Origin of the sequence: Pseudomonas oryzihabitans (assembly GCF_001518815.1) — a bacterium.
GTDB lineage: Bacteria > Pseudomonadota > Gammaproteobacteria > Pseudomonadales > Pseudomonadaceae > Chryseomonas > Chryseomonas oryzihabitans_E.
Genome location: NZ_CP013987.1, coordinates 3,171,624 through 3,189,894, shown reverse-complemented (window position 1 = coordinate 3,189,894; position 18,271 = coordinate 3,171,624). Strand labels below are relative to the sequence as shown.

Genomic DNA, 18,271 nt, shown 5'->3' with positions numbered 1-18,271 from the left:
CACGCCCGTGGCTTCTATGCAAAAAGATACCTTACGTCTTACCGAAATCTTCTATTCGCTCCAGGGTGAAGCCCGCACTGCCGGCCTTCCCACGGTCTTCGTCCGCCTCACCGGCTGCCCACTGCGCTGTCAGTACTGCGACACGGCTTATGCGTTCACCGGTGGCGAGATCCATCACCTCGATGCCATCCTCGAGCAGGTCGCCAGCTACCGCCCGCGACATATCTGCGTAACGGGCGGCGAGCCACTGGCCCAGCCCAATTGCCTCAAACTACTTGAGCAACTCTGCGATGCAGGCTACGAGGTGTCCCTGGAAACCAGCGGTGCCCTGGATGTCAGCGGGGTAGACGTCCGCGTCAGCAAGGTGATGGACCTCAAGACCCCGGCATCGGGCGAAGTCGGGCGCAACCTTTACGCCAACATCGCTCAGCTCACACCGAACGATCAGGTGAAATTCGTCATCTGCTCGCGTGAAGACTACGACTGGGCCGTTTCCAAGCTGATCGAGTACCGCCTGGACCAGCGAGTGGGAGAAGTATGGTTTTCGCCCAGCCACGGCCAGGTGGTGCCCCGCGAACTGGCGGAGTGGATCGTGGCGGATAACCTTCCCGTGCGTTTTCAATTGCAACTGCACAAGATTCTCTGGAACGACGAGCCGGGACACTAAGCATGAGTCAGCCTAAAGCGGTCATCCTTCTCTCCGGCGGCCTCGATTCCGCCACCATCGTCGCCATGGCCAAGGCTCAAGGCTTCGCCTGCTACACCATGAGCTTCGACTACGGCCAGCGGCATAGAGCCGAACTGCAGGCGGCCGAGCGCGTAGCTCGCCAGCTTGGCGTGGTCGAACACAAGGTGATCGGCCTGGACCTCAATGGCATCGGCGGCTCAGCGCTCACCGATCCGGACATCGCCGTGCCGGAAACGCCTGGCGAGGGCATTCCCGTCACCTATGTGCCGGCGCGCAACACAGTGTTCCTGTCGCTGGCCCTGGGGTGGGCCGAGGTGCTTGGTGCTCGTCATCTCTTCATTGGGGTGAACGCGGTGGACTATTCCGGCTATCCGGATTGCCGACCGGAGTTCGTCGAGGCCTTCGAACGCCTGGCCAATCTCGCCACCAAGGCCGGCGTGGAAGGGGATACCTTCAAGATCGAAGCCCCGTTGCAGTTCCTGTCCAAGGCGCAGATCGTCCAGGCCGGCACCGACCTGGGTGTGGACTACGGGCTGACCGTGTCCTGCTATCAGGCCAACAGCGAAGGGGAGGCCTGCGGCCGTTGCGACAGCTGCCGCCTGCGTGCCGACGGCTTCAAGGCAGCCGGAATTTCAGACCCTACCCGCTACCAGTAAAAAAAATTTATCTAGGGTGTTGATTATCCAGAGAAAATCGCTAGAATGGCGGCCACTAACGGGTCGTTAGCTCAGTCGGTAGAGCAGTTGGCTTTTAACCAATTGGTCGTAGGTTCGAATCCCACACGACCCACCATCTTCACCAGAAACCCTCCGCAATGGAGGGTTTTTGCGTTCCCTCAGCTCAGACAAGCAGCCGTCTGTGGCGGAATCTAGCCCCGCAGTTTGATGATGTCAAACTGAATCAACTGGCGCCCGGAGCCTGGCACGAATTGGTCTGGGCGCCATTTCGCTTTGTATTCCGCTGCTCAGCTATCCACGTCTTACTACCGCTGTAAGCGGTCGCGCCCCGTTGCTGATCCATTCTGCGAGCTGATCGAACTCTTCTAGCGTGGCAGGTCCTGCGATGCTCCGCGGCATACTCGACGGTGTAACCATTGGCGAGCATGCGCGAGGTGAGCTGCTCTCGATGCGGCTCCAAGCCCTCATGGCGCTTCCACGCCGGCATACTGCGGCGCAACTAATCGGCTTCGCTTGAGGTGTAGTTGGCAGCCAGAATGGCAAGCTCCATTACCTGCTCCTGAGACAGGGGCACACCCAATGTCCGGCCAAAGACGCGCTCCAATTCGGGTCGATAGTTGATCTCCTCCTGACCGTTTCGGCGCCGGAGGTAGGGATGCACCATACCCCCTGGGCCGGGCCGGACGACGACCACCTCGATCACTAGATCGCAAAAGGTCTGAGGTCGCAGCCTTCGCAGCATCGCCATCTAAGCTCTGAATAGGTTACGAATTTTCAGTAGATAAGGCTGATCTTACCCAGCGCTACGGCAACAACGAACATGATTAGACACGTCCCAACGCTCCAACCGATCGAAGCTCGCTGATTGTCGCCGTAGTCTATGTTCAGGAGGCCACAAAGCAGATAGGTCGAAGCCACTAGCGGGCTAAGCAGGTGCACCGGTTGACCGATGAGCGAGGCAATAGCCATCTCTTGAGGAGTCAGCCCATAGTGGTTCGCGGTTTCCGCAAGGATGGGCAGGATGCCGAAGTAGAAGGCGTCGTTCGTCAATACATAGGTAAAAGGCATGCTGATGAAGGCGGTGAAGGTCGACATGTAGCGGCCTGCCGCTTCGGGTATGACGGCAACCAAGCTTTCAGAGATCGCCTGCACCATACCGGTACCCGACATAATCCCAACGAAGATCCCAGCCGCAAAGATAAGTAGTGTCACTGCCAGCACATTGGCCGCATGCGTACCGATGACGTCCTTTTGGGCCTTCATGCTTGGGAAGTTGACCACCAGACCAAGCGCAAAGGCGACCATGAAGAGGATGGGCAACGGCATCACGTTGAGCATCATCAGGGCAATCAGAGTGATGGTTAATACGGCATTGAACAGGAAGCGCCAATCACTCAGTCGTTGCTCGACAAAGTTTTCTAGGCCTTCCCCGTCTTCGAGACTAATGGTGCCTAGGCGACTGCGCTCGGCGCGACCCAGATAAAAGGCTACGAACCAGACCCAGGCCAGCCCGGCCACCATGATGGGAATCATCTCGATAAAGAGATCTGTGATGTCCACATGCATGGCGCTTGCTGCCCGGGAGAAGGGGCCGGCCCACGGCAGGATGTTCATCACCCCGATCGTGAGCAGCAACACCGTCGCCATGACTTGCAGACTGATACCGGTCCGCCTGTACAGCGGGAGTAGCGCTGCGGTGGTGATGATGTAGGTAGTCGCGCCATCGCCATCCAGGCCAACGCAGGTACCCAAGACCGCAGTGCCGAGCACGATCCGTTGCGGATCGCCCTTCACGATTTTCAGGATGACCTTGATGAGAGGATTGAACAGCCCAGCATCAGTCATCATGCAGAAGTAGAGAATGGCGAAGGTCAGCATGATGCCGGTGGGTGCCAGCATCTTCACGCCATTGAGCATCATGGGGCCAAGCCCATTGGCGAAACCGCCCAGGCAGGCGAACACGATGGGCACCAAAATCAGGGCGACCAGGGGCGATAGCCGTTTGCTCATGATCAGGTACATGAAACAGACGATCATGGTGTAGCTCAGGATGGTCAGCATGGATCCCTCTTCTTATTGGTTCTTATTTGTAGGGTGATACCTAGCGGCCTGCGGATTGCGGACGGCAGGAGGGTCTAGCGTCGGATGCGATGGCTAGTTAGATTTCGCGGTGGGAGAACAAGGGTTTGCCGGCTTGCTCTGTGACCGTTCTGAGCACGGTGCCGGTGGACGAATCCGTTATGTAGAGTTCGCGCCCGTCAGTCCCGCCAAAGGCCAGATTGGTCAGCGTGCGACCGCTCGTGCACGTGCGATAGCAGTAGAGGGGTACACCGAATCGGTCGAAGCTCCAGACGCAGCCGTGGCCCGCGTCGCAGACATAAAGGCTGCCAGCCTTATCTAGTGCTAGACCGTCAGCCCCACTCACGCCGCCCGCCATGGCGGCGAACACACCGACCTTCGATGTCTGGCTATCGCCCTGTAACGGCAGCCGCCAAATGGCATTACCGCGTGTCATGGCCACGAGCAGTGCCTTCTCTTCGAGATCTAGAACCAGCCCGTTTGGGCTAGGGCCGTTGTCCAGCAGGCAATCGAGACGAGTGCTGGTGGGATCGTACCGAAACACTCTGCCACTAGGGTCGTGCATACCGGTCTGCCCCTGGTCGGTGAAGTAGAGGCACCCGTCAGCATCGAAGAAGAGGTCATTGACGCCTTTGAAACTCTCACTTCGCCTATGGGTGAGAAAGGGCTCAATCCGACCATTCACAGGATCCACGACCAAGACGCCTTTCCGGTAGTCCGCCACGAACAGCCGACCGTCCTGGTGGATCTTCAAGCCGTTCGGCCAGCCATCGTATTCGACGATCAGTTCCCACTCACCGCTGGCAGAGATGCGGAAGATCCGGCCATAGGGAATGTCCGTCACATAGAGATTCCCATCTCGATCAAAGGATGGCCCTTCCAAGAAGTTTGCTACCCGCTGGCCAGGTTTGTTGGCCCTAACCCAGTCGGAGTCACCGTCACGCCAAAACTCTTCGGGCATACGGGTGAACACTTCGGTAGAGCGTTCTTTGGGCGGCGCAAACAGGCTCATAACAGTTCTCCTGACCAGCGTGCTTGTCTCCAACTCGTAGCGCCCGAGCGGATCAATCACTGGATCTAGTCAAATTAATTGTTCTGTCTAATAGAACGGTATTTCTTTGGACAGAACAATGATGCGCTATTCGTCTCTGCTGTCAACCCCCGCCGGATAGGCCCGGCATCTACCGCTGAACGACCTTTCGTGCCGTTGACAGGGCAGATCAAAAGTGAAGATACTTTAAACAGAACGATATTCTGCCTGACAGAACAAGCATAAAAATTCGAGTCGTTTCGATTGCTGTCCTGTTCTTCGGGCTCCCCAACCGCAAGGGAGAATCACCGTGAGCGATCTGTACCCAAATGACATTCTCGTGAGCGAAGTCGGCCCTCGGGACGGCTTGCAGAGTGTAAAGGCGACGATGCCGACCCACCTCAAGTGTGAGTGGATCAGCGCACTTGCGGCTTCGGGTATCAGAGAGATCGAAGTAGGTTCCTTCGTTTCTCCGAAACTGCTGCCGCAAATGGCGGACTGTGCTGACGTGGTTGCCCATGCCCTGACTCTGCCGGGCCTTTATGTCACGGCTCTCGTTCCGAATCTCAAAGGCGCTCAAGCAGCCTTCTCTGCCGGCGTACACAAAGTCACGCTCCCCATTTCCGTGAGCGAGCCGCATTCCCTGGCCAATATTCGGAAGACCCACGCTCAGGTCTTCGATGAGGTTCGCGACGTTGTTGCATTGCGTGATGAGCATTACCCCGACATTCAGATCGAGGCCGGTCTATCCACGGCCTTCGGTTGCACGATCCAAGGCGTGGTCACGGATGACGAATGCCTGCGCATGGCCACGCGTATGGCCGAACTCGGAGTCGACGAGATCGGCCTGTCGGACACCGTCGGGTATGCCACCCCCGTCCAGGTTCGTCGGTTGTTCAATCAGCTTCGGATTGAAGTCGGCCAACGCGCCGGCAGCGCTCATTTCCACAACACCCGAGGTCAGGGACTGGCGAACGTCGTGGCGGCGCTGGAAGCCGGAGTGACTGTCTTCGACGGGTCTCAAGGCGGTCTGGGTGGTTGCCCTTACGCTCCCGGCGCATCGGGCAACATCGTGACCGAGGATCTGGTGTATCTCCTGGAAGCCATGGGGCTGCGCACAGGCATCGACATCGATCGTCTGGTAGCGGCGCGCGAATGGTTGGTTAAAGGACTGCCTGGCGAGGCGCTTTACGGTTTCATCCCTGACGCAGGTGTGGGTAAGAATTTCACCTATGCGCAGGAGGCTGTATGAACAATTTTGAGGAAAAAGCGCTGCCGCTCGCCGGCATTCGGGTCATCGAGTTTGTTCACATGGTGATGGGCCCCACCTGCGGTTTGGTTCTGGCGGACTTGGGCGCAGAAGTCATCAAGGTCGAACCCGTACCTGAGGGCGATAACACCCGTCGGCTGATGGGGTCTGGCGCCGGCTACTGGATGACCTACAACCGCAACAAAAAGAGCTTTGCGGTTGATATGAAGTCTCCAGAAGGCCTGGAGGCGGTGAAGAAGCTCATTGCTACTGCTGACGTCGTGACGGAGAACTTCCGGGCAGGCGCCATGGAAAAGCTGGGCCTTGGCTACGAGCAGGTAAAGGCGATCAAGCCGGACATTATCTACAGCTCGATGAAAGGCTTCCTCCCTGGCCCTTACCAGAACCGTACCGCGCTCGACGAGGTGGTGCAGATGATGACGGGCCTGGCCTACATGACGGGGCCGGTAGGTCGCCCATTGCGTGCGGGCGCTTCGGTCAACGACGTCATGGGCGGTATGTTTAGCGCCATTTCCATTTTGGCAGCGTTACTACAGCGCGGTACTACCGGCCGTGGTCAGTTTGTTCAGACGGGCCTGTTTGAGAACTCAGCGTTCCTCGTTGCCCAGCACATGATGCAGAAGGCCGTTACCGGCAAAGCGGCAGCACCAATGCCCAGTCGTATCTCCGCGTGGGCAGTTTACGACGTGTTCGAAACCAGTGAAGAGGATGCCCAAGTATTCATGGGTGTTGTGAGTGACACCCAGTGGCAGGCCTTCTGCGAGGCTTTCGACTTCCCAGAGTGGGCTCAGGATCCCGAATTGGCTCGCAACAATCAGCGTGTTCAAGCGCGTGATGTTTTGTTGCCCAGGATCCGTGAGCGACTCAATGGCCTCGACAAGCAGACCGTCATGACCCTTTGCGAAAAGGCTGGTCTGCCGTTCTCTCCCATTCAACGACCGCAGGATCTGGTCGACGATCCTCATCTCTTGGCCTCGGGAGGCATGGCTGACGTTTCGCTACCTAGTGGGGAGGCCGTGAAAGTGCCGATGCTGCCCATTGAAATGAATGGGGAACGCTTCGGGACCCGATTGGACGTTCCTGAGCTAGGTAGCCATTCGAGAAGCCTTTTAGAGCAGTTGGGGTATACCGCCGCAGACATCGAAAGATTGGAGCGGGGCGGCACTATCCGGGGTGACTGAGTGAGCTCTGGGGCAGCAACGCGGTCTGTCGTCGCTCTCCCTTCATGAGCCACAGACCCTATAAGAACAACAACGAGGTATCGTCATGGTGAATACCACCGCACCGGCCCACCTGACTTCTAAAGTTCAGGTAGAGGCTTCTACAGAGTTACAGAGTCGTGCCATGCGCAAGGCTGCGTGGCGTCTGATTCCACTGCTGGCGCTTGCTTACTTCTTCAACTACCTAGATCGCACCAGCGTGGGTTATGCCGCCTTGCAAATGACGGGTTCATTGGGCCTTACGGCTGCCCAGTTCGGACTCGGGGCAGGCATCATGTTCGTCGGCTACTGCCTCTGTGAAGTACCCAGCAACCTTGCGATGTATCGTTTCGGCGCCCGACTCTGGATGGCGCGCATCATGATCACCTGGGGGGTGGCCGCCGCGGCTACGGCTTTTGTGGTCGGCCCCTATAGCTTTTATGTGGTGCGCTTCCTATTGGGCGTGGCCGAAGCTGGCTTCTTCCCCGGCGTGATCTTCTTCCTCACCCTGTGGTTTCCTGCCCGCTATCGCACGCGGGTGCTCGCCTGGTTCACGGTAGCCACGCCTGTTTCCTTCTTGGTAGGCGGGCCGCTTTCCATCTGGCTGCTGCAGATGCACGGTGTTTGGGGCCTGGAAGGATGGCAATGGATGTTCATCATTGAAGGGCTGCCAGCCTGCGTGCTCGGCTTCATCACCCTGCGTCTACTAGCCAATCGCCCAGACGAAGCAAAATGGCTGTCGATTGAAGAGCGGGAAGCCTTGAAGGAAATGGTTGCTAGCGAAGGAACCAAGTCTGAGAAGAACCACGGTTTTCGCGATGCGCTGAAAGATCCTCGGGTCTGGATTCTCAGTCTGATCACCTTCAGCTTCACCCTTGGCACTTACGGTATTGGTATCTGGTTGCCACAGATGCTCAAGAGCCAGGGGGTCGAGTTCGGAATGATTGGTTGGATCGCAGCCATCCCCTATTTTTTCTCTACCTTGGGGCTGTTGATTTGGGCCAAACACGTTGATCGTACCGGCAAGGGGATTTTCAACCTTGTCGTAGCACTCGTACTCGGCGGCCTGGCGCTGATCTTCGCGCTGAACATGAATGCCTTGGTACCGGCGCTTATCGGCATCACCCTGGCGATGGTCGGCACCATCTCAGCCAAGACGATCTTCTATACCTTGCCTGCCAAATTCCTAACTGGTCAGGCAGCTGCGGGCGGTATCGCACTCATTAACTCGATCGGTGCATTTGGTGGATTTGTTGGCCCCTACCTTATGGGCTACCTGAAGGAGCAAACTCAATCCTTTACCGCAGGCTTGATGGTCATGGGCTGCATTCTTTTCGCTGCGGCCCTGTTGGCGGGGTCACTGAAATTATTCCTTCGCGAAGATTGAGGGTAGAACGTCGTTCTGGCTGCCGATTCGCTCCAGCGGCTACACTGGAGCGAATCTGGAGCATTGCTCCGCGCCCTTGAACGATTGCTCCCGATAGAGCCTATGACCCCTGCCGATCTCGAACAAACCGATTCCTCTGCCCGTGGCAGTTCCGAAGGCGTCGCTGCCGTCGACCGCGCTTTCGCGATACTGGGCGCGTTCGACGCCGATCATCCTGTCCTAACGCTGGCGGAGCTTGCCCGGCGCACGGGGCTGTACAAGAGCACGATCCTGCGCCTGGTTAGCTCCATCGAAAAAGCAGGATTTATCCGGCGATTGGCAGATGGACAGTTCACCATCGGTCATGAGCCGTCACGGTTGGCCAACCTTTACCAGACGTCCTTTCGTCTACGCGACATCCTCTATCCTCTGTTGCAGGATCTCTCGGACGAAACAGGAGAAACCTCCTCCTTCTACGTCGAGGAAGGAGAGAGCAGAGTCGTGCTTTTTCGCGTTGAGCCCAAGCGCGCCATCAAGGTATCGGTACACGAGGGCGATCGCTTTCCGTTAGCCGTAGGTGCATCCGGAAAGGTGCTTAGAGTGTTTGGGCACAAGGCCGCTAGTGACCTGCCTGACGTTGCTGAGTGCTATTGGGCATCCTCCTCGGGCGAGCGAGACCCGGAAATCGCCGCGGTATCCGTCCCTGTCTTTGGGCCCGGCCAACTTTTGCAAGGTGCTCTGACCCTGTCGGGGCCTGTTGATCGCCTCGCAGATAAGCAAGTGGTTCATGCAAGCGAATTGTTGCTCCGGGCATCTGCAAAGGCCACGAGAGCATTGGGTGGGGAAAGCGGATGTTTAGACCAAGCTGCTGATAGGCTGGCACGTAAGAAATAGCCAGCACGGTCACTTGGCCTGGTTATAACAAGGGTAAAGTCCCTAGTGGAAATCGCGGCTGCGTGTATCCAGCCCCTGTAATAGCTCACTAATGTCCTGCAGCCTACCCGCCACCACATGCAGCACCCCATCTCGCGTCTCAATGGTGCCATCCACACGCATCAGCTGAGACGCGACCAGCTCCCGTCGCTGACGCTCCGCCAGGGTGCGCCAGACCACCACATTCACCATCCCGAATTCATCTTCCAGCGTTACGAAGGTCACACCGCTGGCAGTGCCTGGGCGTTGCCGACCGACAACCAGTCCGGCGATCCGCGCTGGCTGACCGTGGCGTCGCTCCTTGAGGTCACGAGAGCTCATAAGACGCTGAGCCATGAATTCGGGGCGGAGCAGGGTAAGAGGATGGGGGCCTAGGGTAGTACCCAACGAGGCATAGTCGGAATGGAGGTCTTCACCCGTGGTGGGAGCGACCAGTTCCTGGATCTCCTCTACAACGACTGCGCCCTCAGCGAAAAGCGGAAGCTGTGGCTCGATTGCGGCCATTGCCCATCGTGCTTGGAAGCGATGACCAGCCAACCCCTTAAGCGCTCCTGCATCGGCGAGGTGCTCGCGTGCTTTGGCATCAAGACCGGCACGTAGGCACAGATCTGTGATATCTCGAAACGGTTGCTGCCTGCGAGCCTGTTCGACCGCGCGGCCGTGTTTCTCGGCCAGGCCTCGCACCATGCGCAGCCCCATCCTGATGGCGGGTTGCCGGCTATCCGCGACAGCCTCGAGGCTGCAATCCCAGTCGCTGCAGGTCACGTCCACCGGCAGGGTTTGCAACCGGTGGCGCCGGGCGTCCTGCAGGATCTGGTCTGGGCTGTAGAAACCCATGGGGTAGGAGTTAATCAGCGCCGCAGCAAAAGCTGCCGGTTCGTGGCATTTGAGCCAGCAGCTCGCGTAGGTCAGCAGGGCGAAGCTGGCCGCATGGGATTCGGGAAAACCGTAGCTGCCGAACCCCTCGATTTGCCGGAAGATGTCCGCGGCGTACTCGGCGGTGTAGCCGTTAGCGCGCATGCGTGAGGTGAGCCGCTCCCGGTGTGGCTCCAGTCCGCCATGACGCTTCCACGCCGCCATGCTGCGCCGCAGCTGATCGGCTTCCCCCGGGGTGTAGTCGGCGGCAAGGATGGCAAGCTCCATCACTTGTTCCTGGAACAGGGGCACACCCAGGGTCCGGCCGAAGACGCGCTCCAGCTCCGGCGGGTAGCTGATCTCTTCCTGGCCCGTCCGCCGGCGCAGGTACGGGTGAACCATCCCTCCCTGGATGGGGCCCGGCCGGACGATAGCCACCTCGATCACCAGGTCGTAAAAGGTCTGCGGCTTCAGCCGCGGCAGCATGGCCATCTGCGCACGCGACTCGATCTGGAACACGCCAAGCGTGTCCGCCCGGCTGATCATCGCGTAGGTCGGCTTGTCCTCTTGAGGCACGGTCACCAGGGTCAGTTCCTTGCCCCGGTAAGCTTTGACCAGGTCGAAGCACCGGCGCAGCGCGCTGAGCATGCCCAGGGCGAGGATGTCGACCTTGAGCAGGCCCATCGCATCGAGATCGTCCTTGTCCCATTGGATGACCGTCCTACCCTCCATGGCCGCGTTCTCGACCGGCACCAGGGTATCCAGCGTCTGGTCGGCGATGACGAAACCGCCCGGGTGTTGGGAGAGGTGGCGCGGGAATCCGATCAATTCACCGGTGAGCACTAGGATCCGGTGAATGAGGGGACTATCAGGATCGAACCCCGACTCACGCAGGCGCGCCGGTGGCGGCAGATTGTCGGTCCAGCGGCCACAGCAGTCTGCAAGCGCTGTGATCTGATCCGGGGGAAGACCCAGGGCTTTGGCCACGTCTCGGACGGCGCCGGCAGCGTGATAGGTGGATACCACTGCGGTGAGCGCGGCGCGCTGCCGGCCGTAACGGCGGAAGATGTACTGGATGACCTCTTCCCGCCGGTCATGCTCGAAGTCCACGTCGATGTCCGGCGGCTCATCGCGTTCATGGCTGATGAAACGCTCGAACAGGAGATTGATCCGGGTTGGATCTAGTTCGGTAATGCCCAGTGCAAAGCAGACCGCCGAGTTGGCGGCCGAGCCCCGACCCTGGCAGAGGATTCCCTTCTGCCGTGCGAAGCGTACGATGTCGTGCACCGTCAGGAAGTAACTCTCGTATGCCTTGACGGCGATCAGCTGCAGCTCTTTCTCAATCTGGACGCGCAGTCGATCCGAGACGCCCTCGGGCCAGCGCCATGCACAGCCCTCCTCAGTGAGCACACGCAGCCAGCTGGTGGCCGTATGACCCTCCGGTACCACCTCGCTGGGGTATTGATAGCGCAGCTCGGCCAGACTGAAGGTGCAGCGCTCGGCGACGCGCAGGGTCTCCGCCAGTAGCTCGGGCGGATAGCACCTCGCCAAGGCTTCACGAGTGCGCAGGTGACGCTCCCCGTTCGGAAAGAGCAGCTGGCCGGCTTCAGCTACCGGGACGTGATGGCGGATCGCGGTGATGGTGTCCTGCAGGGCCCGGCGCCCGCGGCAGTGCATGTGCACGTCGCCAGCGGCTACCAGCGGTAGGCCCAAGGCCGCCCCCAGCCCTTGAAGCTGCTGCAGCCGCACCTGGTCGTCCTGATCGAAGTGCAGCCCCGTAGCGATCCATAGCCGGTCGGGAAACACCTCCAAGAGCCAGCGCGTTGCCTCCGCCTCCGCTCCCCGCTCCGGTACCCAAAGCGCGACGAGGCCGGCGACCTGGCCGAGGTCCTCGCGCAGCAGCCGGTAGCTGCCCTTATCCGCACGCCGGCGGGCGAGGGTAATCAGCCGGCACAGCTGCTGGTACCCCTGCAGGTCTTCTACCAGCAGCACCAGCTTGGGGCCCTGAGCCACTTGAAACTCCGCGCCCAGGATCAGCCGGACGTCGTGCTTCTCCGACGCCTGCCAGGCGCGCACGATGCCGGCGAGGGTGCACTCGTCTGTGATGGCCAGCGCCTCATAGCCCATGGCTTTGGCCCGTTCGAACAGCTGATCGACGCTGGAGGCACCGCGCTGGAAGCTGAAGTTCGACAGGCAGTGCAGCTCCGCATAGCCGGGTGTCACGCAAACCACCCCTGCACCCACCAGCCCGGCCCTTCGGCTGGCGATTGGAAGGCCCAGGCCGTGCGTCCGTCGGCGAGCTCCAACACGTAGTAGTCCCGACGGGCATCCTCACCGTCCCACCAGCCACTCTCGATACGCTCCGGCCCGCTTAGGACGCGTGGCTGATCGACATCCAGAGGCTCCGGCGCCGGCAGCAGCCAGCCAGGCCGCCGATTCGGTCCTAATGCTTGGAGTGCAAGCGAAGGCGTATCGCGCCGCCAGGACCGCTCCGGCCGGTGATCGCCCTGGGCGCCGATCGCATAGACCGCGTCGTCGCCCAGGCGCGACCGAAGTCGCTCGCGCAGCTGCTCCCAGCTCATGGTCTGTTGCGGACGCTCATCGAAGAGGCCGCGGTGCTGAGGGACGAACGAGGGTAGCTCGTCGGCGACCAGGCCGATGGCAAGCACTGGCTCAACCACCTGGGTGGGCTCCAGACGGCCCCGGGCAAATTCGAACAACAGCGCCGGGTCACGCTCGGGTGCCAGCAGACCCACAACGATCTCGGTTGTCGGCGCCTCGCGATGTTCTAGGCGCAGGGTGAAGCGTTGCGCCCCCATATCCCGGCCGGCGAGGTATGTGGCCAGATCCGAGGTCAGGCGACGCAGCGGGAACAGCAGCGCCTGGGTCGACTCGACATCGAAGTTGAGCTCGATGCGGAGCGTGAAGGTGGTCGGTGGCAGAAAAAACTCCATGGGCAGGACCTTGCTGCCGAGCATCTGATCGAGGTGGTTGAGCAGGCTCAGGGGGAAGCGTCGGGCAAGCTGCGCCCGGGGCAGCGCCAGCACCTGGCTGAGCTGACGTAGCCCCATGCGACTCAGGGTCTGCACGATCTCTGGCTCGAAGCCCAAGAGCGCCACCGGCAGCGTCCGCATCGCGCTGGCTAGGCCTGCGTCGTCCCGAACTGCCAGGCTGTCGCCGGCGTTGGCCAACACCCGGGCAGCGACCGGGTTGGGTGCCAGGGTGATCCGATGGCCGAAGCCGAGCGCCGTGAGCTCCTGGCGCAGGCGCGATTCAAACCTGGGCCATGGGCCGAAGAGCGGCAGGCTCGACTGCACCTCAAGCACCAAGGCGTCGGCAAAGTGCAGGCTGACCTGGGAGCTGAAGCCATAGGCCCAGGCTGCGAGCAGCTCGTGCTGGCGCCGCAACGCCGCCTCGTCGTACTCCACCGTCGCAAACCGCGGGCAGATTGCTTGGGCAGCGGTGTAGGTCATATCCGGCCGGACCCCCAGCGCCAACGCCGCCGGGTTCGCCGCCTTGATGATCCTGCGCTGGATAGGCCCGTGGAGCAGTACCAGGGGTTCGTCTGGGTCAGGACAGTTGCGCAGCACACCGTCCAACGCGAACTGCGGGAAAAAAATGCAGGCCCATTTCATGGCGGTCGTCCCTCAATGCCAGACCTGATACGCCAGCGCAGTCGCCGGTGGGTTGCCGCCGCGGCACTTGAGCACCCGCAGCTGCTGAGGCGAACCCTCGAGCACCAGGCGAAGCGCTGCAGGTGAGGCATTGACGGCTTCCCGCTGGTGGCGGAACGCAAAGGCAAGGGTCTGCCCCGTCTCTGCAGCAACCTGCAGTCGGCGCAGCGCGCGATCGTCCGCCCGGCTTGGCCAGCAGAGCACTGCTCCGCAGCTACCGGAGCGCAGGCACTGCTCTGCCGCCCACAGCACGTCCTTGCCCTGGACCTGAATGACGCTCAGCCGGCTAAGATCAACGCCGGCCTGCAGCCACGCATGCGGGTAGAGCAGGTAGGGAGGGGCGATCAGCACGACGCGTTCGCCGGCGGTAGTAAGGCGCGCCAGTGTTGGCCACACGAGGGTCAGCTCACCCAGGCCCGGTCGCTCGCTCAGGATTTCGGTGAGCGCTGCATCAGGCCAACCACCAAGGGGCAGTTGGGCGTCGAGCGAGGCGTGCCCGGTTGGCTGGGTGCTGGCATCGTCGACGTGAGGACTCTGCCCGCGCCATACGCGGCGACTGTCTAGCAGGGAGTCAAGCGCAACGACATTGGTGGCGGCGTTATCCATGCTGCACCCCCGTCGGCGCCGACGGCGTGCTGTCTCGTTCGGTAAGCAGGATCTGCAGCTGCGCGCGTACCTTGAAGAGGTCTGCGTGCAGGATGGAGTTCATCGACTCCAGCCGCAGGATATGACACTGGGCACGCGAGAGTGGGTCGCCGCGGTCGTCCGGAATGAGCCGGTCACCCCGTGGCACGTGGCGTTGGTTCTCTTCCTGTACGAACTGGACGTAGCGCAGTCGGTGGCGCTGTACCTCCGCCGTCAGGACATCCCGCTCAGCGACCAAAATCCGATTGGCGCGCTGGGCTTGCCCCAAGCACTGACGCACCTGGTCCAGTTCTTCAGTCAGCAGATCAACAAGGTTGCGGCAGTACATCAGCTCCGTAGGACGGAAGAGGGACTGCTGCTGTTCGAAGGTGTCCTGCTCATCACCAAGCATGTCCATAGCGGCCCACCTGCTCAATCCCTGAAGCCATGACCTTCTGGTACTCGACAGAACGACCGGGACAACCGTGGCAGAGACGAGGGATGGGGCGCGAAATGGACATGGGGAAAACCTCCTTTCAGGGTACTGTATGGATAGACAGTAATCAGCGAAAGGGTTCCCAGCAAGCTTGACACCGACGAACGGTAGAAGCGAAGCGGCGACTACTGATGCGTTGAGCTTTCCCTACGGGAACATCAGAAGTACTGATAGTGCAGCGACTCAACCTTGGTATGAGTCGCATGCTTGATGCGGCGCTGGGAGGTGATTACTCGCTCTGAAGCCAGCCTTCGACTACGTCGGCGCCGTGCTCAGCTTTCCAGGCTTTCAGTATCTTGTGGTTGCCACCCTTAGTTTCGATGACTTCGCCAGTTTCTGGGTGCTTATAGCGTTTCAACGAGCGGGGCCGCCGCTGCTGTGCTGCAGCGGCAGAGTTACTCCTGCGATCGGTGCTTTTGATGCCGGCTTCTGTGTCCAGAACGGCAATGACGTCGCGAAGCGACTTGTTGTGTTCGCCTAGCAGGGCACGTAGCTGTTTTTCGAACTCGAGCTCTTTCTGCAGACGCTCATCAGTGTTCAACTGTTCCAAGCGTTGCTTCAATTCTTCAATGGCAGCTTCGGTTTGACGGTACTCTTGGATCAAGGACATTGTGATCTCCTCCAGATTAGTCAGTAGCTGCCGTTATAGCTTTTTTCATCTGTAAATGGCTATAGCAAAGATGAAATAATTTTTCCCGTGTTTTAATAGATGGCGGTGTTGCTGATCAGCGGTAGGCTTCGATAGATTAAGTATAGTTTGGTGCGATGGATCGCTGTCCTGATCAGCGTGTCGAACCCCCGACGTCCGAACGTCTACCAATGTGCTCTAAGCTGATACGATCTTCTATGGCCATTACCTGGAATGATTGCGTACTCGCCTTAAACTCTGGCATTCCAGCCAATTGCTAATAAATAGTTTTTTGGCAACCGCGTATGAGCTAGACACATCTTCATTCCATAATTTTCTATAAACGCATCTTTAAGCTTCGTCCTTGTGCAATCCGAGATGGCGGTTCATGACATTACTACGACGTAGGTCCGCCCGCTTCAATCCCGGTGCTTCGCTAAACTAATCCGTGTTGGGAGCGGAGAGATCGAAAGATCTGGCTCGGAGGCGGAGCGAGAGGTCAGTACGCTCCAGGGTTATGACGGCCTCCGTGTGTCGAGACGGACGGTCGGGAACGATACTTATCGGATGCTATCAGACTGCCATTGAGGCTAGCTCTTGCATGGACAGTCACTATGGATCGTGTCGTCGCACAGATTTCTCAGTCCCTCAACTGGGATTATCTCATCGCACTGGAAAGCAGCCTTAAAGCGCGTGGCGTTATGAACACAAGGGTCCAGGCCGAGTTGGATCATCATGCGCTTAATCTGGCCCGCCGCTACTTGCTGAAAAAAGGCAGGCTTGGTACGGGACCCTTCTCAGCCGCGGAGGAGGAGATTCTCGATGTCCTCGCCGAGGCCGTAACGACGTTGCGCCGCTCGGGGCGTTTACCGCATAACATCATCAAGAGCCTCTGCGCTGGTGGGCTAATTGCCGCAGTGCAGCGCAGCGTCTCCCATTCCGGTCTGCTTCGGTGTCGCACCGATTTCGAGTCCGATGCGGTGATGCGGAGTATCTTCGAAGCTATCGTAAATCGCCATCCGACAGCGTTCAGTGCTGAAACCGTGGAACTGGCGGGTCTACACGTAGTGTAGCCCGCGCGCCGCCACCCGCGATTGGATAATGTGTCGCATGGCACCGGAACAGGATGTGCTCAAGTGCCAGCTTGTTGGCTAGCAGACCGCGAGTAGGCGGTCAGTTCTCCGATAGAGATCGTCAAGTCGACACCGGCGTAAGCGTTGGATCTCCCGGCTAATAGTCAATTTTGGCGGGAGGCACTATCAACCGGTCTCCGTTCTTCAAAAAGACTGCGGAGGCCGCTGCCGCTAAAGGAGTCGATCGTGAATACTCATGCTCAAGCCCGCGCTGAGTCGCGCCGTCGCATCGATGCCTCCCAGGCCAAGGTGAGTGCCGTACTCGCCAAGTCGATGCGATTTCGTAGGCAACAGAAGAACCCGTTCTGGATCCTCTTACCCGTGATCGGCGGCATTGCTCTGACTGGCCTAATGGCGTGCTTGGCCCAATTGCTGATGTGATCGATACCGTTAAGGCAGATCTGGAGTGGGGAGGTCGTTGTGGGCAGTCGATCTGCAGGGGTACTGCAAGCTGTGCATCCCCTCGGCCGTCTAGGTAATGCCTGGCTCTTGCCAGGGCTCGCTGACCCGCGGGATCCGGACGCGAGAGCGTGTGCCGAAAGGCATCCGGTCCCCAGTCACTGTGTGGCTTTAGACCGCTGGTAATAGTGGCCACTGAACGGCGAGCATCGTAACACTTCTGATGTAGGCGAATGCCGCTTACAGGAGAACATAGATGGATGATAAATCCAACACTCGGACAAACGCCGGAGCGCGACCGGAAGATTTACGACCTACCCTGGAAGAAACGCAAACCAGGAATGCTGAATTACGTTTAGAGAAAATGGCGAAGCGGCGCCAACGAGAACTGTCGGACCGTTCAATAACAGCTGACAGGAACGACAAGTTGGTTCCCTAGCGTGGCGAACTGAATCAGTCACTTTTTTTGGTAATAAAGAGCCGCTTTTCTTTACTGCTCATCCTGTCGATGCGCTGGTTGATTTTTGGGGAGTGGGCGTTTTACCGATAGGCTTTGGTAGGCGTGCCAGGCGATTGACCTATTCGGTAATGGCATCTAGCTCTTTCCGAAGCTTTGATCTCCCTGAATCCCCTCAAAGGACGTCGACTCCTCGAGCTCAAGCACTACCACGGATAGCGAGACGGGCGGGCTACGGCTGTCTGACTCTCAGCTGTTCACCGACAAGCCTTGCCGTGGGGCGCATCATTCTCATAGCTGTCGTAATGACCAGGGTCTGGTGGGTCAGATATCCAAGGTCCAGATGCCGAACGCTGCATTCAAGTTTGCCGCTTGCGTCACTGAAAGCAGGGAAATATGAGTAGCGGAAAACTCCCTTTTTTGCACTTATAATGCAGCTTAAGATATACCGTGAGTACTGAACGCATGCCCTTGGGTGCAGAATTTGATTATAGCGAGTCTGTAATTGGCACGAAGGCTTGGGCATAACAGGTCCAAGGCGTCGGTGAATGGCTTCGTTGGCTGGAATTAGATGGCGCTGTCAAGGGTGGGAAGGGATTCCCTCTTATTGCCTAGTTTTATCGGCGCGGCGTAATGGATAGGGCGCTCATAGGCATTCCGCTCTTGATGTAGAGGGCGGATCAATAATTAAAAATGGCCCATGAAGGCGTGTGGCAGCCAAGTGTCCTTCACTTGGAATGCTTGGTGTGCTTTTGTAAGAATA

15 protein-coding genes, 1 tRNA gene and 1 pseudogene are annotated in these 18,271 nt (G+C 59.1%); 9 read left to right on the top strand and 8 right to left on the bottom strand.

Annotated features, from left to right (window positions below; genetic code table 11):
• Window positions 1-16: 16 nt before the first annotated feature.
• From queE to APT59_RS14465, 3 genes are all read left to right on the top strand, one after another.
• On the top strand, window positions 17-667 hold the full coding sequence (gene queE / locus APT59_RS14475; RefSeq protein WP_174523142.1) for a 7-carboxy-7-deazaguanine synthase QueE: 651 nt from the start codon (window positions 17-19) through the stop codon (window positions 665-667).
• A 2-nt stretch (window positions 668-669) separates the two neighbouring features.
• Entirely contained in the window at window positions 670-1,344 is a 675-nt protein-coding gene (gene queC / locus APT59_RS14470) for a 7-cyano-7-deazaguanine synthase QueC (RefSeq protein WP_059315503.1), read from the top strand.
• A gap of 60 nt (window positions 1,345-1,404) precedes the next feature.
• Window positions 1,405-1,480: transfer RNA gene (locus tag APT59_RS14465), tRNA-Lys, on the top strand.
• Between the two features lie 276 nt (window positions 1,481-1,756).
• Here APT59_RS14465 and dnaE2 read toward each other — a convergent pair.
• From dnaE2 to APT59_RS14450, 3 genes and pseudogenes are all read right to left on the bottom strand, one after another.
• Window positions 1,757-2,113 (bottom strand): annotated as a pseudogene (gene dnaE2, locus APT59_RS22240) (error-prone DNA polymerase); the annotation flags it as partial.
• 26 nt (window positions 2,114-2,139) lie between these two features.
• Entirely contained in the window at window positions 2,140-3,426 is a 1,287-nt protein-coding gene (locus APT59_RS14455; protein WP_059315501.1) for a CitMHS family transporter, read from the bottom strand.
• A gap of 97 nt (window positions 3,427-3,523) precedes the next feature.
• A complete protein-coding gene (locus APT59_RS14450) occupies window positions 3,524-4,456 on the bottom strand; it encodes an SMP-30/gluconolactonase/LRE family protein (protein ID WP_059315500.1) in 933 nt (310 codons plus the stop codon).
• Between the two features lie 328 nt (window positions 4,457-4,784).
• Between APT59_RS14450 and APT59_RS14445 the strand changes: the two genes are divergently transcribed.
• From APT59_RS14445 to APT59_RS14430, 4 genes are all read left to right on the top strand, one after another.
• Entirely contained in the window at window positions 4,785-5,726 is a 942-nt protein-coding gene (locus APT59_RS14445; protein ID WP_059315499.1) for a hydroxymethylglutaryl-CoA lyase, read from the top strand.
• Window positions 5,723-6,925 carry a CaiB/BaiF CoA transferase family protein gene (locus APT59_RS14440; protein WP_059315498.1) on the top strand — a complete coding sequence of 401 codons (1,203 nt, stop codon included), beginning with the start codon at window positions 5,723-5,725 and terminating at the stop codon, window positions 6,923-6,925. Before APT59_RS14445 ends, APT59_RS14440 begins: the two co-directional genes overlap by 4 nt.
• A gap of 85 nt (window positions 6,926-7,010) precedes the next feature.
• Window positions 7,011-8,330 carry an MFS transporter gene (locus APT59_RS14435; RefSeq protein ID WP_082696366.1) on the top strand — a complete coding sequence of 440 codons (1,320 nt, stop codon included), beginning with the start codon at window positions 7,011-7,013 and terminating at the stop codon, window positions 8,328-8,330.
• A 102-nt stretch (window positions 8,331-8,432) separates the two neighbouring features.
• Complete coding sequence (locus APT59_RS14430) at window positions 8,433-9,203, top strand: IclR family transcriptional regulator (protein WP_059315497.1); 771 nt, start codon at window positions 8,433-8,435, stop codon at window positions 9,201-9,203.
• A 42-nt stretch (window positions 9,204-9,245) separates the two neighbouring features.
• Here the strand turns inward: APT59_RS14430 and APT59_RS14425 are convergent, their stop codons facing one another.
• From APT59_RS14425 to APT59_RS14405, 5 genes are all read right to left on the bottom strand, one after another.
• Window positions 9,246-12,320 (bottom strand): error-prone DNA polymerase, encoded by a 3,075-nt coding sequence (locus APT59_RS14425; protein WP_059316911.1) that lies wholly within the window; start codon window positions 12,318-12,320, stop codon window positions 9,246-9,248.
• Window positions 12,317-13,732, bottom strand: a complete 1,416-nt coding sequence (locus tag APT59_RS14420; protein WP_059315496.1) for a Y-family DNA polymerase — start codon at window positions 13,730-13,732, stop codon at window positions 12,317-12,319. The genes APT59_RS14425 and APT59_RS14420 overlap by 4 nt, the downstream gene beginning before the upstream one ends.
• Window positions 13,733-13,744: 12 nt before the next feature.
• On the bottom strand, window positions 13,745-14,377 hold the full coding sequence (gene imuA, locus APT59_RS14415) for a translesion DNA synthesis-associated protein ImuA (RefSeq protein WP_059315495.1): 633 nt from the start codon (window positions 14,375-14,377) through the stop codon (window positions 13,745-13,747).
• Complete coding sequence (locus tag APT59_RS14410) at window positions 14,370-14,813, bottom strand: hypothetical protein (RefSeq protein ID WP_059315494.1); 444 nt, start codon at window positions 14,811-14,813, stop codon at window positions 14,370-14,372. Before APT59_RS14410 ends, imuA begins: the two co-directional genes overlap by 8 nt.
• A 307-nt stretch (window positions 14,814-15,120) precedes the next feature.
• A complete protein-coding gene (locus APT59_RS14405; protein WP_059315493.1) occupies window positions 15,121-15,501 on the bottom strand; it encodes a histone-like nucleoid-structuring protein, MvaT/MvaU family in 381 nt (126 codons plus the stop codon).
• Window positions 15,502-16,133: 632 nt separating this feature from the next.
• Here APT59_RS14405 and APT59_RS14400 point away from each other — a divergent pair.
• Together APT59_RS14400 and APT59_RS14395 are read left to right on the top strand one after the other, a co-directional pair.
• A complete protein-coding gene (locus APT59_RS14400; protein WP_059315492.1) occupies window positions 16,134-16,592 on the top strand; it encodes a hypothetical protein in 459 nt (152 codons plus the stop codon).
• A 246-nt stretch (window positions 16,593-16,838) separates the two neighbouring features.
• Entirely contained in the window at window positions 16,839-17,033 is a 195-nt protein-coding gene (locus APT59_RS14395; RefSeq protein WP_059315491.1) for a hypothetical protein, read from the top strand.
• The last annotated feature ends 1,238 nt before the right edge of the window (window positions 17,034-18,271 follow it).

What these genes read in the sequence shown, in the direction of transcription:
- APT59_RS14410 (WP_059315494.1), bottom strand. Translation starts at nt 14,813, where the DNA reads ATGGACATGCTTGGTGATGAGCAGGACACCTTCGAACAGCAGCAGTCC.
- APT59_RS14430 (WP_059315497.1), top strand. Translation starts at nt 8,433, where the DNA reads ATGACCCCTGCCGATCTCGAACAAACCGATTCCTCTGCCCGTGGCAGT.
- queC (WP_059315503.1), top strand. Translation starts at nt 670, where the DNA reads ATGAGTCAGCCTAAAGCGGTCATCCTTCTCTCCGGCGGCCTCGATTCC.
- APT59_RS14400 (WP_059315492.1), top strand. Translation starts at nt 16,134, where the DNA reads ATGGATCGTGTCGTCGCACAGATTTCTCAGTCCCTCAACTGGGATTAT.
- APT59_RS14455 (WP_059315501.1), bottom strand. Translation starts at nt 3,426, where the DNA reads ATGCTGACCATCCTGAGCTACACCATGATCGTCTGTTTCATGTACCTG.
- APT59_RS14405 (WP_059315493.1), bottom strand. Translation starts at nt 15,501, where the DNA reads ATGTCCTTGATCCAAGAGTACCGTCAAACCGAAGCTGCCATTGAAGAA.
- APT59_RS14440 (WP_059315498.1), top strand. Translation starts at nt 5,723, where the DNA reads ATGAACAATTTTGAGGAAAAAGCGCTGCCGCTCGCCGGCATTCGGGTC.
- APT59_RS14435 (WP_082696366.1), top strand. Translation starts at nt 7,011, where the DNA reads ATGGTGAATACCACCGCACCGGCCCACCTGACTTCTAAAGTTCAGGTA.
- queE (WP_174523142.1), top strand. Translation starts at nt 17, where the DNA reads ATGCAAAAAGATACCTTACGTCTTACCGAAATCTTCTATTCGCTCCAG.
- imuA (WP_059315495.1), bottom strand. Translation starts at nt 14,377, where the DNA reads ATGGATAACGCCGCCACCAATGTCGTTGCGCTTGACTCCCTGCTAGAC.
- APT59_RS14450 (WP_059315500.1), bottom strand. Translation starts at nt 4,456, where the DNA reads ATGAGCCTGTTTGCGCCGCCCAAAGAACGCTCTACCGAAGTGTTCACC.
- APT59_RS14420 (WP_059315496.1), bottom strand. Translation starts at nt 13,732, where the DNA reads ATGAAATGGGCCTGCATTTTTTTCCCGCAGTTCGCGTTGGACGGTGTG.